Below are 13461 nucleotides of genomic sequence, written 5' to 3'. Positions count from 1 at the left end.
CCATCGTGACCCCGCGCTCACGGACTAACCGGACCGCCTCCACCTTGAACTCCCGACTGTGCTGCCGTCGTGTTCGCATTTGACACCTCCAAGACCTAATGTACCTAAGGATGGTGTCTACCCAACCCAGTGCATCTCACGAAGGGCAGATACGGCGCGCTGCGTCTGACCTTCGGCGTAGCTCTACTTTTCCAGATGTCGTGGCTGAATCCACCGGGAAAGCCCGTGCCAGTGGAGTGTATTGACGGCGCGGTATTCCCGAGGTGAGCAAAGAGCGAGTAGCTGTTGCGGTAATCGGTCGCCCTGAGGCGTGTGAGCTGCTCGGCGAACGAGGCGGGCCGTTTTGGATTCAACGACGGCGTCCCGTACTGCCTTTCGCAGAACTCCGAAAAGTGCGTGATGGCACTGACGACCGTATCGACCTTGCGTTGCGACGCTGCCGACCAGAACAGGCCGGTGGGATCCAGTCCAGTGTCGGTCACGGTTCCCGTCCGAAGCGCTTGAACGAACCTGCTCAGGTAGGTTGACTTCCAGTCTTGTGACAGTACGCCAGGTCCGAGTTCCTCATAGAGTTCTCGCGGATCTGGCCGGTACACGGCGAGGTAGTCAATCATCAGGCCGACAGCCGATGCTGCTTTGAGCTGCCACGTGAGCGACCGATCACGGTTCACCGGGACGCGGAAGTACGCGATCAGGCTCTGCAGGGGCCCGTCCACGGTCAGCAGGACCCTGATGGGCCCCACACCGTCCGGCCCCCTCATCGTCACCGCCTCGTGGAACCTCGGCTCAACCTGTGGCATTGGTGATTTCCTTGGTACCACCACCTAGGGGGTTTCTGACTAAATCTACGTGGCCATTTCTCGGAGTTCTTGTCATCACCGTGACCAAGGTACCGGTTATAGTACCTTACGGTAAGGGGGTAGTAGCATTGCGAGCATCACGTGGCGCACGTAACCGCACTGCGGAGCCGCAACGGCTGGTAGACGGCTCCCTCGGCGGGGCGGCTTCGCTCACGGCGCGACCGCAGCGTGAGCGTGGGGGTTTGGCGTTGGGACCGGCGGCGTGGGGACTGGCGGCGTGGGCGTGGGCACCGGCGGCGTGAGCGCGCCAACCCACGCTTAAAACACAAGCGCCGCGGAACCCAAAGGTTCGCGGCGCTACACCATCCGGGGTTTCGAAGCTGCCACGCGCGCCGGCATTGGAACTCTCCGTCCTACCGCGCAGCGGCGGGCAAACACTACGAAACCACCGAAATCAGAAAAAGCGTGTTGAGTGGAGCTGAGGGGGATCGAACCCCTGACCTCTGCAGTGCGATTGCAGCGCTCTCCCAGCTGAGCTACAGCCCCGCGAAATACTGGGTGCGGTAGCTACAAGCGGCCGGTCGCACCCGGTCATCCTTACAAAACGATCCCGCCGTAATACGATCGGGCGGGACCGACGTCACGAGTATAAATCTAGCATCGGCAGGGGGTAAGTCAAGCTAAAGTGGGGGTTATTTGCGGGGTTTCGGAGGGGCGGAAACGGTTGATAACTCACGGTGCGGAAAGCAGTTGCGAGCGACTCCCCCTGCGCGAACTCGCGGGCGGCTGTATGCGTTGAGTTCGCAGACTGTTTACGGTGAACCGTTTTTCGTATTCCGTAGTCGGTCTTGGAGTGGCTCAGGTGGGTCCTTTCCCAGAGCCTTCCAACTGCTAGACCTCCGCCCTTGTACCCTCAGCTCAACACCCTGTGCCGCCTCACGCGCTCGACTCGCCCTTTGTGCACTCACAGCTCGCGCTCCGCGCCGAGCGGTGCAACGAGGTGCGGCTGCAACCAGAAGGAGAGTACGTGCTCTACTGGATGCAGAGCACGCACCGATTTGAGGAGAACTGGGCGCTCCGCTTTGCCGTGCTCGAGGCAGATCGGCTCAACCGTCCGCTGCTCATCCATCAAGGGCTCGACCCAACCTACCCGCACGCCAACGATCGCATTCACAGCTTCGTGCTCGAGAACGCGCGGGCGTTGGCGCGCCGCGCCACGTCGCTCGGCTATACCTACCAGTTTGCGCTGCGACGTTGCCGCGATGACGACCGCCGCGTGGTGGACCGGCTCGCGGCGCGCGCGTGCTTGGTGGTGACCGATCTTTTTCCCACCTGCGGCATTGCGGAACGCACGGCGCGGTTCGCCGAGCGCGCGCCGTGCCGCGTGGTGGCGGTGGAGTCGTACACCGTGGTGCCGGCCGCGCACTTTGGAAAATCGGAGTTCGCGGCGCGCACGATTCGCCCCAAACTCGCCAAGCTTATCGACGGGGCGCTGGAGCCAGTGGAGGATCGGGCGCCGAGGCGCGCGTTCTCCGATACGCTGGCGGCGGGGCTCGAGGTAGAACGGCTGGCGATCGGCGACCTTGATGACGCGACCATCGCTGCCGAAGTTGCGCGCTGCGAGATTGATCACTCGGTGCCGCCTGTGGCGCGTACGTATTTCACGAGTGGAATCGACGCGGCGCGCGCGCGACTACATCACTTTTGCGCGAATGCCCTCGCTAATTACGAAGTTCGGCGAGCGGATCCTACCGACACGGAGGGGTCGAGCCGACTCTCGCCGTACCTGCACTTTGGGCAAATCAGTGCGGCGGAAGTGGCGCGTGTCGTCCGTGACGCAGGGCCAGCGGCGAGCGCGGAGAAATATTTGGACCAGCTCATCACGTGGCGGGAATTGGCCTTCAACTTTTGCGTACGCAACGCGCGCCACGCGCAACTGCGAGGGCTCCCCGACTGGGTGCATCGCACGATGGAGCAGCACAAGGACGACCCGCGGGAGGCGCATTACACGCTGCGCGAACTCGAGGAAGGGCGCACGCATAACGCGCTCTGGAATGCGGCGCAGCACGAGTTGCGTACCACCGGCGTGATTCACAACGTGGTGCGCATGCTGTGGGGCAAGTCGGTCATGCAGTGGACGAACCGCTACAAGACGGCACTCGATCATTTGCTCGTGCTCAACGACAAGTGGGCGCTCGACGGACGCGACCCCGCGAGCGTGGGCGGCATTCAATGGTGCTTCGGCAAGTTCGATCGCCCCTGGTTCAACAAGCCGGTGTGGGGGACGATGCGGCCGATGTCGCTGGCGCGGGCGTACGACAAATGGGACGCTGAGGGTTATGTGCGCCGCTGGACGCCGGAGAGCGGCCCGCGCTGAGTCGGGGAGCGTCGCCTGCTACGATTGGCGGCGGAGCGCTCCCGCACCTCCTGCGCTTGCCTTTGGCTGCACTCTTTCGCGCGCGCGCGCCCTGTAGTTGTTTTTCTACCGTGACGTCCGTGCTTCCCTCTCCCGCCGAAATCCGTGACGCCGCGCAACGCATCGCGGCGTCCACGGCACGCACAGCGCTCCGGCGCTCGGAGCTGCTGTCGGAGTTCGCGGGCGGCGACGTCTGGTTGAAACTCGAATGCGAGCAGCGCACCGGCTCGTTCAAGATTCGCGGCGCCACCAACGCATTGGCCTGCCTCACCATCGCGGAGCGCGCGGCGGGGGTGGTGACGGCCTCCGCTGGCAACCACGGGCTCGGACTCGCCACCGCGGCGGCGGCGCTTGGTGTGCACGCCACGGTGTTCGTTCCACGAACGTCGCCTGCGGTGAAGCGTGAAAAGATTGCCGCGACGGGTGCGGTGATTGACGCAACCGCCGAGCATTATGATGCCGCCGAGCTGTTGGCGCGTGCGTATGCGGCGGAGCACGGTGCGGCATTTATTAGCCCCTGCACCGGTCGCACGCTGCTCGCAGGCCAAGGCACCGTGGCGCTGGAGATTGTGGAGGCGCTCCCTTCGGTGGCCACGATTGTCGCGGGTGTTGGCGGCGGCGGACTGGTGGGTGGAATGGCAGGGTTGCTGCGCGGCGACGCGTTGCGCGTGCGTTTCATTGGCGCGCAAAGCGAACGCACCAACGCGATGGCGTTAGGGTTGGCCTCAGGTCAACCAACCGATATTCCGGATCTCCCCACGCTGGCGGACGGCTTGGCAGGGCTGGTGGACGCGGAGATGCTCGCGCAGGGCGTGGCGGCACTCGACGGTATTGCGGTGGTGCCAGAGTCGGCGATTGCGAGCGCGATTGCGATGTTGTGGATTGAGGAGGGGCTCAAGGTTGAAGGGGCCGGCGCGGTTGGCGTGGCGGCACTGCTCGCGGGGCGGTTGGAGGCTGAGCCATTTCCGCTGGTGATTGTGCTGAGCGGGGGGAATATCGACGCGGCGGTGCATGCGCGCGTGTTGTCGGGGGAAGACACGGGCGAGTAGACGGTTGTCGGTTGCACTTCTCGTAGGGTAATGCGGGATGTGGACCCTTGCCGCGGCGCACAGAAAACAGAGAACGGAAAACGGTTAACGGTTAACCGTTCTCGGTGCTCCGTTCTCCCGTCTCCGGGCCTACCCATCCGTCGACCGTCGACCGTCTACCGTCTACCGCAGTTGCCGTGCTGCCCACTCTCCTGCATCTCCCCTCTTTCCCGCTATCTTCCATTCGTGTCCCTCTCCCTCCGCCTCCTCGGCACCTCCGCCTCCCGCCCAAGTGTCGTTCAATTTTGGCGACCTCTTCTTTACGCACTTTCATACCGATCACTTTCTCGGACTCCTCGGCCTCCTGCGCACCATGACGTTGCAGGCGCGCACGGAACCGCTGCGCCTCTGGGGCCCGAAAGGGTTGCACGCGATGCTGAAGAAAGCCGAGGGGTTGGGCGTGGAGCGGTTGTCCTTTCCGCTTGAGGCCACCGAGGTGGTGCCGGGCGCGTCGATTCCGCGAAAGGAGTATGCCATCCTCCCGTTCGACGTGGATCATCGTGGACAGTCGGCGGTGGGCTATGCGCTCATCGAGGAAGAACGGCGCGGTCGCTTTCACCCCGACATGGCGCGCGATCTTGGCATTCCCGAAGGGCCGCTCTGGGGCCGGCTCCACAAGGGTGAGGTGATTACCCTCGAAGACGGCCGCATCGTGGATCCCGCGACGCTCGTTGGGCCCACGCGGATCGGCCGTCGCGTGGTGATCACCGGCGACACGCGACCGTGCGAGGCGACAGTCGAGGCAAGCGCGGGCGCCGATCTGATGGTGCACGAAGCCACCTTCGGCGACGAAGAAGCCGCGCGCGCACTGGAGACCGGCCATTCTACCGCTCGCGAGGCGGCGACGGTGGCGTCACGAGCGGGCGCGCGCCGGCTCGTGCTCACCCATTTTTCGGCGCGCTACTCGCGCGATCCTTCAGACTTGGAGCGCGAGGCGAGAGAAGTGTTTGCGGCCACATCCTGCGCCCGTGACGGCGCGGAGTTTGACGTGCCGTTCGCCGACGCCTCCGACCATACCGAGGCGTCGCCGGGCGCCCAGTAGTACGTCGCGCCCCCCGCACCGGGGAACGCCACCAGACCGCGGCCCGGGTCGCGGCACTCAACACCGAGATGGTCGAGTTCGCAGAACAATGCCTCGACTTCAATGGCAATCGTCTGCGCGAGGCGTTGCAACCGTTCGGCTTCGGCGTCGGGTTGATCGGCGAGCGATCCCACGGTGGCGTATTCAAACGCCGAGACGGCGTCCTGCCACGCGCCGTAGCGCACGATGAGATCGCGCACGATGCGGCGCACCAGCGGCAGCGCGCTCGTGGCCTGTGCTTCGGCGTATGGGAGCGGCACACGTGGCGCGCTCCGGCGTCGGTGGGCGAAGCGCGTCATGTGGACACGCGTGGGGCACCGGCACGCGAGCGTCGCCCACTGCGAATCCGCGGCACAACGATGCGCGCGAGGCCGCGCGGCTTCAGTGCGGCGGCGGGCCGCGCACCGAAGAACTCGAGACGCACCGACGCAGCGCCTGCGAGCCGCGCGCCAATCCACGCTCCGCGCGCGGAAGCCGCCGCAACGCGCGAATTTTCGGAATGGAGCGACGCGTCCGCAAAGGCCTTTCGCAACGCACGGCGCGCTTCGTCGTTGACCGATGCGTCGAGCCATTGCATGCGATCCACCGGCGTCGCGACGAGCCCCGCACTGAATTCGCGACGCGCGGGACCAACGAGCACCACGCGCGCGTGCTCCCCTTCGGCGCGCACCTCCACCGTGAACCCCGGCCGTTCCCAACGCCGCAGAGAGTCCGGCCCCGTCGAAAGTTGTTCCCGAATGGCCGACCACCAGAGCGAGGGCGCCACGGGCCGGCCAGCGAGGGTCGGCGCGCGCGGCGAGAGGTCGGTGTGCGTCTCCATGGGGAGCGAGAACATCACCTCAGGCTCGCGGGCGCGGTCACGGAGCTCAAAACTGGACGGATCCACGACCAACGCGCTTAACTCTCGTCGCGCGTCCGGCCGCGTTTCGCCAATGAGCGAATCCCGACGCGCGTTCCATTCGCGAACCGCCTCCAGCTCAACGCGCTGTGACTCACCTTCGCCGAACAGCGCGCTCACACGCACCGCAGACGCCGTGCGCAAATCGATCACGCCGCGGCGCACCCGGTGCGCGGCGGCGTGACGCTCGCCCATGAGGGTGTCGATATCCACGTGATATTCGTACGACAGGTAAGGCCCGTGCACGGTCAGCACTTCGATGTCCGCCGTCGCGCTGATGGTCGGCTGCGGATTGCCCTCTTCGTCCGGACCGAGAGGGAGTTCGCGCGGGTGCGCGCGGGCATAGTCGCGCGCGAGGCGCGGGACGACGGTATCGGCCATCAGCTCCACGGAGTCACCGCGCACGAGATCGCGCACAAATAGGCGCTGCCCGACGTACACCGCGTCCGCATACGAATGGTCATCGTCCACACCAAAGACCTCGACGAACCGGCCTTCTACGCGCGCCAACAGAAGGGGCGCGCCACGCATTTTGAGTCCGGCAGAGTCGCTCGTCACCCAGTAGGTCGAGTCGCCACCGCTCACGAGAAAATCGGCCTTCGGCGCACGCCACGCGCGCGGCGCGGAGCACGCGACCACCACGCTGATCACCGCGCCCAACAACGCCACGCGAATCGCGGCGGCCAGAGTGTGACGCGGCGGATTGACGCGAGCGCCGGCGAGGAGGGGAGTGCCAAGATTGGGTGTCACCCCGCTAATTATAACCCGTGAAATACCCCACTCTGCTCTTTCTGCTGGCCGCCCCTGCGTTCGCGCAGGCCCCAGCCAAGGCTGCTGCGCCCGCCGCACCAGCAAAAGCCACCGCGCCAGCGCCGGACACGGCGATTGTACGCGGCCTCTACGTGAACCGCTTTGCCGCGCAAAGCGCCAAGCGGATGCGTCAGCTCATCGCGATGGCCGACTCCACCGAGATCAACGCGCTCATCATTGACGTCAAAGATGAGTTCGGCCTCAACCTCGCCAGCACCGATCCGATGCTGCAACGCAACGCCGGAAAATCCGGCGTGATCGCGAATGCCAAGGCAATGCTCGACACGCTCAAGGCGCACCACATTCTGGCCGTGGCGCGCATTGTGGTGTTCAAAGATTCGGTCACGGCGCGCGTGAACCCCGAATGGACCATTCGCCGCCAAGACGGCTCCGTCTGGCGCGACAAGAAAGGGCTCGCGTGGGTGAATCCCTACCACAAGGAGTTGTGGGAGTACAACGTGCGCGTCGCCGAAGAAGCGGTGCGTCTGGGATTCGGTGAGGTCCAGTTCGACTACATCCGTTTTCCTGAACCGTACAAATCGCTTCCCGTGCAAGTCTTCCCAGGACAAGGGCAGCTCTCCAAGGATGCCGCGCTCGGCGAGTTCCTTCAGTTCGCGCACACGCGACTCAGCAAGCTTGGCGTGCGCACAACCGCCGACATCTTTGGCCTCGTGACCACCGTGCCTGGCGCGCTTGAGGTGGGACAGAAGTGGGAAACGCTCGCGCCGATCGCCGACGTGCTCCTCCCGATGGTGTATCCGTCGCACTACCCGCCGGGTTCGTTCGGGATCAAGCATCCGAACGCCGAGCCGTACAAGACCATCAATATTGCGATCGAAAAAGCGCACGAGCGCAACTTAAAGATGGGCCTTCGGGGCGAGCGCGTGCGCCCGTGGCTCCAGGCTTTTTCGCTCGGACAGCCGCCATACACCGCCGCCGAGATTCGCGAACAGAAGCGCGCGGTGTACGACGCGGGCTATGACGGCTGGGTGCTCTGGAGCCCGGGTTCCAAATACGAACCGTTTCTCGCGGGGCTCGAGAAAACCACGGTGAGCCGCAAGAAGGGCGGCGCGTAAACGACGAGTGAGTCGCGTGGCGCTACATTAGCGGCGCCGGCGACTCACTCGTGATCGTGCAAACGGCGCGTGAGGGCGCCGCTCGTTCGCTACCGCGGCACCTTAGCGCGCCGCGAGTTCTGCCACACCGGCAATCAGCCGGCCAACCTCACTCTCGGTGGTGTAGCAGGCGCAGCCCGCGCGCACGAGTCCGTCAGTGCCGTGGCCGAGCAACGCCACAATCGTCGCCGCATAGAAGTCGCCGTGCGACACAAACACCGCGCGCTCCGCGAGAAAGCGAGCGACGGCCGTGGAGTCATGCCCCGCAACGGTGAATGCAACGGTCGGGGTGCGCGGCTGGTCCGGCGTGGGTCCGTGCATCGTGACGCCGGGAATCGCGCTGAGTCCTGCCCAGAGCCGCTCCACCAGCGACTGACCGCGTGCGTGCAGCGCCGCGAACGCAGATTCCAATCGATCGCGTCGTGTTGCACCGGTGGCGAGCGAGGCGAAAAAATCGATGGCGGCGCCAGTGCCCACCATACCTTCGTGGTTCTGCGTGCCCGTTTCGAGGCATTCCGGGGCGTAGTCTGGCGCCGGTTCGAGGCGCGGCACGTCGAGCGCTTCGATGAGCGCCTTTTTACCAAAGAGGACGCCGGCGTGCGGGCCGTAGAACTTGTACGCACTGCACGCAAGAAAATCGCAATCCATGGCGCGCACATCTACCAGCGCGTGCGGCGCGTAATGCACCGCGTCTACAAAGACCAACGCACCGACGTTGTGTGCGAGTTTTGCCGCACGCGTGACGTCGTTGATGGTGCCGAGCGCATTGGAACCCGCACCGACGGCGACGAGTTTGGTGCGCGGGCCAATGGCGCGCTCGAAGCTGGCCCAATCGAGCTGCCCACTGCCGAGTCGCACCTCCACGCGCTTCACGGTCACCCCGCGCTCTTTTTCGAGGCGACGCCACGGCGCCTGATTGGCGTGATGGTCGAGATCGGTGATGACAATCTCATCGCCCGGCCCCCACGCCATGCCGAGCGCGCGCGCGAGGTGGAAGGTGAGCGTCGTCATGTTGTTGCCAAACGCCACTTCGGTGGCCGATGCATTGAGAAAATCAGCAGCGGCTTCCCGCGCGGCGGCGAGCATCGCGTCCGTTTCTGCGCTGGTCGGATATTCCCAGTGCGTATTGGCGTTGTGATGCAACAGGTAGTCGCTCATGGCATCGGCCACCTGCTGCGGCACCTGCGTGCCACCGGGCCCGTCAAAGTACGCGACCGATTCCCCACGATGCTGCCGGAGCAGCGCCGGAAATTGCGCGCGAATCTGTTCGACACTCTGTACCGTCGGTACCGTGTCGTGCGCCGTGTGTGTGGCGGTGGTCACTTGATCTCGACTCCGGCCTGTCGCTCGACCACTTTGACCGCCTCAACGTGATCGGCTTCCTCGCCGAGCTCGCGATGCGCCGCCGCAAACAACTCGGCGGTAAGCTGAATGAGCGGGCTTGGCACTTTTTGCTCGCGCATGACTTGGGCGGCAATGCCCACATCTTTGTCGAGCAGCGCCAGACGGAAGGTGCGCGGGAAGGCGCGCGGGAGCACGCGTGCCGGAAAGAGATTCTGCGTGGTGTTGGAGCGTCCACTGGATGCATTGATCACGTCGAGCGCCACGGTCGGGTTCACGCCCGCTTTGACGAGCGCCGCCAATCCTTCGGCCGCGCTCCAGATGTGCACGGCGAGCAGCGCGTTGTTCACGGCCTTGAGGGCACCGCCCGATCCGACGGGGCCGCAGTGCACGATTTTTTCGCCGAAGGCGAGGAGCACTGGCATCACAGCGGCCATTACGGCTTCGCTGCCACCCACCATCACCGTAAGCGTGCCAATTTCCGCGCCCGCCACACCACCGCTCACCGGCGCGTCGAGGTAGCCAATGCCATGTTCGGCGAGGCGTGCTTCGATCTGTCGCGACGTGGCGGGATCACCCGAGGTGCAATCGAGCAGGGTGGTGCCTTTGGCCATGCCGGCAATCAGGCCGTCTGGTCCGTCGAGCAGCGCCGCGACTTCGCGCGAGGTGGGAAAGCAGGTGACCACCACCGACGCACCGCGGGCGGCAGCAGCGGGGGTCGCGGCGTGGCGGACGTGGTGTGTGGTAGCAAAGTCGGCCGCTTTCTTGGCGGTCCGGTTCCACACCGCGAGCGTGAAGTCGGGCGTGGCGAGATGTCTGGCCATTGGCGTGCCAATCGCGCCAAGGCCGAGGAAGGCGACGGTAGTCATACCGAAAACTCTCGTGGGTGAGAGCGCCCCGCTACCCCTCCACGCCGCGCGTGGCGATCTTGCGCCCATGCGCCTTCGACTCACCCTCAGCAACATGCGTTCGGTGCACGACAAGCGCGCGCTCTTTACGGCGCTCGCCGGCGTGCCCGGGGTGCGGAGCGCCGAGGTGGAGATGGGAAAGGCACTCCTCGACTGCGACGGGCCGGTGGATGAGGGAGCGCTCCGCGCCGCCATCGAGGCGCTGGGGCTCGCCGTAACCACCGTGGCGCGCGAGCTGCCGCTGGCCTAGCAGAAAAACTCAACGGACAGCTTGTAGAAGTGAGGCCGGCCCCCCACCAGCGCCGGCTGCCACTCGCTACCCGCTGCCCGCTGACCGTCAAGTTCTTCTTACTCAGTTAGACCCGCGCTCGGGTCCAATAGTTTCCTGTCCCTCTTTATACGCCCTGATCAAGGATTTCGCTCAGGGGCTATGACGGCCATCCTGCATTCCGTACGCAGGCTGAACTGCCGGGGTTTCAGCGGCTCCGGCGCTACCAGTTGAACCAATAGCTCGATTTGACCAGCACCGTGTTCTCGGGACGCGCCCGAAACAGGTTACCCGTGTCACGCCCAAACTCAAACGAGCCACTGTCCACGCCGTCCTGCTGCCGTCCCTGCGTCCAGACAACAAACAGCGTGGACCCGGGGAGGTATTCCCAGCGAATGACGGCATTTGATCGGAACTGCTTAAAGTTGAAGCCGCCGGGATCACCCTGTGAGGTGAAGGGGGTAAACTGATCGGCGTAGACCGCGGCGTGCGGATTGGAGACTTCACGCCAGTTGGAGTACTGTCCGCTCGTCATGAATGGCGAGGCGTAGAGTTGAATCGACACGGTAGGCGTGGCCGTCACATCGAGGCGCGCCGTCAGTGACGTCACGGTCTGCTCCAGATGCGCGAACGTGAAATGCGTCCCGGAAGCATCCGAAAAATTCCCGTTCCACTGGGCGTCGTCTGCGCTCCGCACGAACGAACCGCCGAGGTGCGCTTGAACGTTGCTTGCGAGGCGGAGCATGGTGAACTGATCGATGCCGTAGCGCCACGATCCGGCAGCATTCTTGGCCGTCGCACTCACGTAGAGCGCAGGGGAAACGGCCCACCGCTCGTCCATTTGCACTCCCGCCCACGCCGACTGCCCAGCGAGTTGCAGCATCGCCGGCCCGCCGCGCGCGATGCGATCATCCCAGCTGTTGCCGAGGTTGAACGCGTTATAGCCGGCGTCCACTTTCCATTGGTTCTTGAACACCACGTGCCCGTCGAAAGAGGCGCCGACGCCCGTGCCCATCCCCTCGAGATTCCACCGCAAATTGCTATTGAAGTTTACGTTGGCCTTGTCGTACCACGACGTGGAGGTGAGCGAGTTGAGCCCCATCCATCCATTCCACGACTGTACGTCAGCGCGGGTCTGAAATCCTGCGTCGTTGATTTCGAATCCGGCCGACGTGCGCTTGTATCCGGTCCACCAGCGTAGACTTCCACCGCCTGTCTTGGAGACGCCGAGGACGGCGACCGTACCAGAAAGTCCGGTGCGCGACGAGTCCAGTGACAGTCCGGCGCCAAGTCGCTGCAGGTTGTGGACACTACTCAGCTGCGTGGCGGTGATTGCCGCGGCCGATCCCTCGACATGGCTTTGCGCGAAGTGGCCCTCCACTTCGTAGTTGTTCGCACCAAAGCGGTGGCGTCCGTCGATCCCGATCACATACGCGCTTCGGCGCAACACGTCTTCGCTCCACCGGTCGAGTTGCCGATTGACCCCGGTAAACATGACGCCAATCGTGCTGTTGCCGCCGCGAAAATCCTGATTCAGGCGCCCCACCACGTAATTCGTTTGCGGCTCCACCGTTTGCCCCAGAGGCCCGGTGACGCGCTCGGTGGCCGCATCGAGAATGCCGATCGAAAGCCCGTTCGCTAAGCGGCCGGTGAGTTTGGCGGCGGCGAGAATGTTGGTGTTCTGCTTGGTGGAGGCATCCCCGTATTGATCGGACAGCTGCGGCGCCCGGCCAATGCGACGCGAATAGAACAGTCCGCTACAACGGTTGTCGCTGCAATCGAGGTTATACCGGAAAATCCCAGCGCCCTCAAGAAAGAAGGGACGTCGTTCCTGATAAAACTGCTCGAACGAGGTCAGGTTGAGCACCGATGGATCGGCCTCGACCTGCCCGAAGTCGGGATTGATCGTCGCGTCGACCGTCAGGTTGGAGGTGAGCCCCACTTTCAGGTCGGCGCCAGCGGTCATCCGGCTCGAACGGGCCAGTCCGCCGGCGGCGAGCGCCACGGGCTGATCCTTGGCGACAGCGTAGGGCGTCACCTCCAACCGGCGGCTATCGCCGAGATGGTCCAGTCCGCTCAACTCACCCATCTGCGACACAAATCCTGTTTTGCTGTGGCGAATCAGCGGCCAGCTCACCTTAATGTTCTGGCGGGCGATGAGGCGCGCCACGGCAAAACCAAACAGCTGATTCTCGCTCTTGGCGTACCGTAGCTGGCTGAGCGGAATACGAAATTCGGCGGTCCACCCTTTGGCATCGATACTCGTGGCGGCCTCCCAGACCCCATCCCAGGAGGGGTCCTCCGCACCGTCCTCCGACATTGACTGATCCACCTTGACCCCGGCGGGATTCACCATGAACTGATAGCCAGTCCGGCGATCATGGTAGGAATCCACGAGGACTAGAATTTGGTCCGAAGCGGTCGCGACATCCCGACGCGAGAGATACGAGCGGATGCTGTCGGGGTGCGGATCGTATGCGCGGACGAAGACGTAGAAATAGCTGTTGTCAAAGGCCACTTTGGCTTCGGTGGCCATCGGAGGCTCGCCATCTTCGACGGGCTCGAACTGCCGAAACGCTGTGATGGGAACGATGCCGCGCCAGACGTCATCGTCGTCGCGCCCGTCGATGACCGGTGCCTTCAGTGCCCGCGTGGCCCGCGCCGTCGTGTTCGCTTCCACCACCACGGGCGCGCCCCGCGTCGGGCGAGGGGGGAGCGCCGGCACAGCAGCATTCG

Annotated in this window: 10 protein-coding genes, 1 tRNA gene and 1 pseudogene; 5 read left to right on the top strand and 7 right to left on the bottom strand. The window is 64.5% G+C overall.

The window, feature by feature from the left end; genetic code table 11:
- Positions 1 to 104: 104 nt before the first annotated feature.
- Both NTZ43_04150 and NTZ43_04145 read right to left on the bottom strand, forming a co-directional pair.
- The gene (locus tag NTZ43_04150) at positions 105 to 800 is read right to left on the bottom strand and encodes a hypothetical protein (GenBank protein ID MCX5766403.1); all 696 of its coding nucleotides are present in this window, start codon (positions 798 to 800) and stop codon (positions 105 to 107) included.
- A gap of 473 nt (positions 801 to 1273) precedes the next feature.
- Positions 1274 to 1346: transfer RNA gene (locus NTZ43_04145), tRNA-Ala, on the bottom strand.
- A gap of 382 nt (positions 1347 to 1728) precedes the next feature.
- Here NTZ43_04145 and NTZ43_04140 point away from each other — a divergent pair.
- The 3 genes from NTZ43_04140 (at position 1729) to NTZ43_04130 (ending at position 5346) form a co-directional block, all read left to right on the top strand.
- A complete protein-coding gene (locus NTZ43_04140; protein MCX5766402.1) occupies positions 1729 to 3177 on the top strand; it encodes a deoxyribodipyrimidine photo-lyase in 1449 nt (482 codons plus the stop codon).
- 119 nt (positions 3178 to 3296) lie between these two features.
- A complete protein-coding gene (locus NTZ43_04135; protein ID MCX5766401.1) occupies positions 3297 to 4265 on the top strand; it encodes a pyridoxal-phosphate dependent enzyme in 969 nt (322 codons plus the stop codon).
- Positions 4266 to 4536: 271 nt separating this feature from the next.
- A complete protein-coding gene (locus NTZ43_04130) occupies positions 4537 to 5346 on the top strand; it encodes an MBL fold metallo-hydrolase (GenBank protein MCX5766400.1) in 810 nt (269 codons plus the stop codon).
- A 35-nt stretch (positions 5347 to 5381) separates the two neighbouring features.
- Here the strand turns inward: NTZ43_04130 and NTZ43_04125 are convergent.
- Both NTZ43_04125 and NTZ43_04120 read right to left on the bottom strand, forming a co-directional pair.
- A pseudogene (locus NTZ43_04125) lies at positions 5382 to 5684 on the bottom strand (hypothetical protein).
- Entirely contained in the window at positions 5681 to 7033 is a 1353-nt protein-coding gene (locus NTZ43_04120; GenBank protein ID MCX5766399.1) for a hypothetical protein, read from the bottom strand. Before NTZ43_04120 ends, NTZ43_04125 begins: the two are co-directional and overlap by 4 nt.
- Positions 7034 to 7050: 17 nt before the next feature.
- On the opposite strand from NTZ43_04120, the gene NTZ43_04115 reads away from it, so the two are divergent.
- Entirely contained in the window at positions 7051 to 8169 is a 1119-nt protein-coding gene (locus NTZ43_04115) for a putative glycoside hydrolase (GenBank protein MCX5766398.1), read from the top strand.
- Between the two features lie 102 nt (positions 8170 to 8271).
- On the opposite strand, the gene NTZ43_04110 is transcribed toward NTZ43_04115, so the two are convergent.
- Positions 8272 to 9531, bottom strand: a complete 1260-nt coding sequence (locus tag NTZ43_04110) for a cysteine desulfurase-like protein (protein MCX5766397.1) — start codon at positions 9529 to 9531, stop codon at positions 8272 to 8274.
- A complete protein-coding gene (locus tag NTZ43_04105; protein MCX5766396.1) occupies positions 9528 to 10487 on the bottom strand; it encodes an NAD(P)-dependent oxidoreductase in 960 nt (319 codons plus the stop codon). The genes NTZ43_04110 and NTZ43_04105 overlap by 4 nt, the downstream gene beginning before the upstream one ends.
- Between NTZ43_04105 and NTZ43_04100 the strand changes: the two genes are divergently transcribed.
- Positions 10486 to 10707, top strand: a complete 222-nt coding sequence (locus tag NTZ43_04100; GenBank protein MCX5766395.1) for a hypothetical protein — start codon at positions 10486 to 10488, stop codon at positions 10705 to 10707. The two genes, NTZ43_04105 and NTZ43_04100, sit on opposite strands and share 2 nt — an antisense overlap.
- 241 nt (positions 10708 to 10948) lie before the next feature.
- Here the strand turns inward: NTZ43_04100 and NTZ43_04095 are convergent.
- Positions 10949 to 13461: DUF5916 domain-containing protein (locus NTZ43_04095; protein ID MCX5766394.1), on the bottom strand; the 2513-nt coding region annotated here is incomplete at its 5' end.

The sequence above is a fragment of the Gemmatimonadota bacterium genome (assembly GCA_026387915.1).
In the GTDB taxonomy this organism is placed as follows: domain Bacteria; phylum Gemmatimonadota; class Gemmatimonadetes; order Gemmatimonadales; family Gemmatimonadaceae; genus Fen-1231.
Note: the sequence above shows the minus strand (reverse complement) of the source record. Positions and strands in the feature narration are given on the sequence as shown.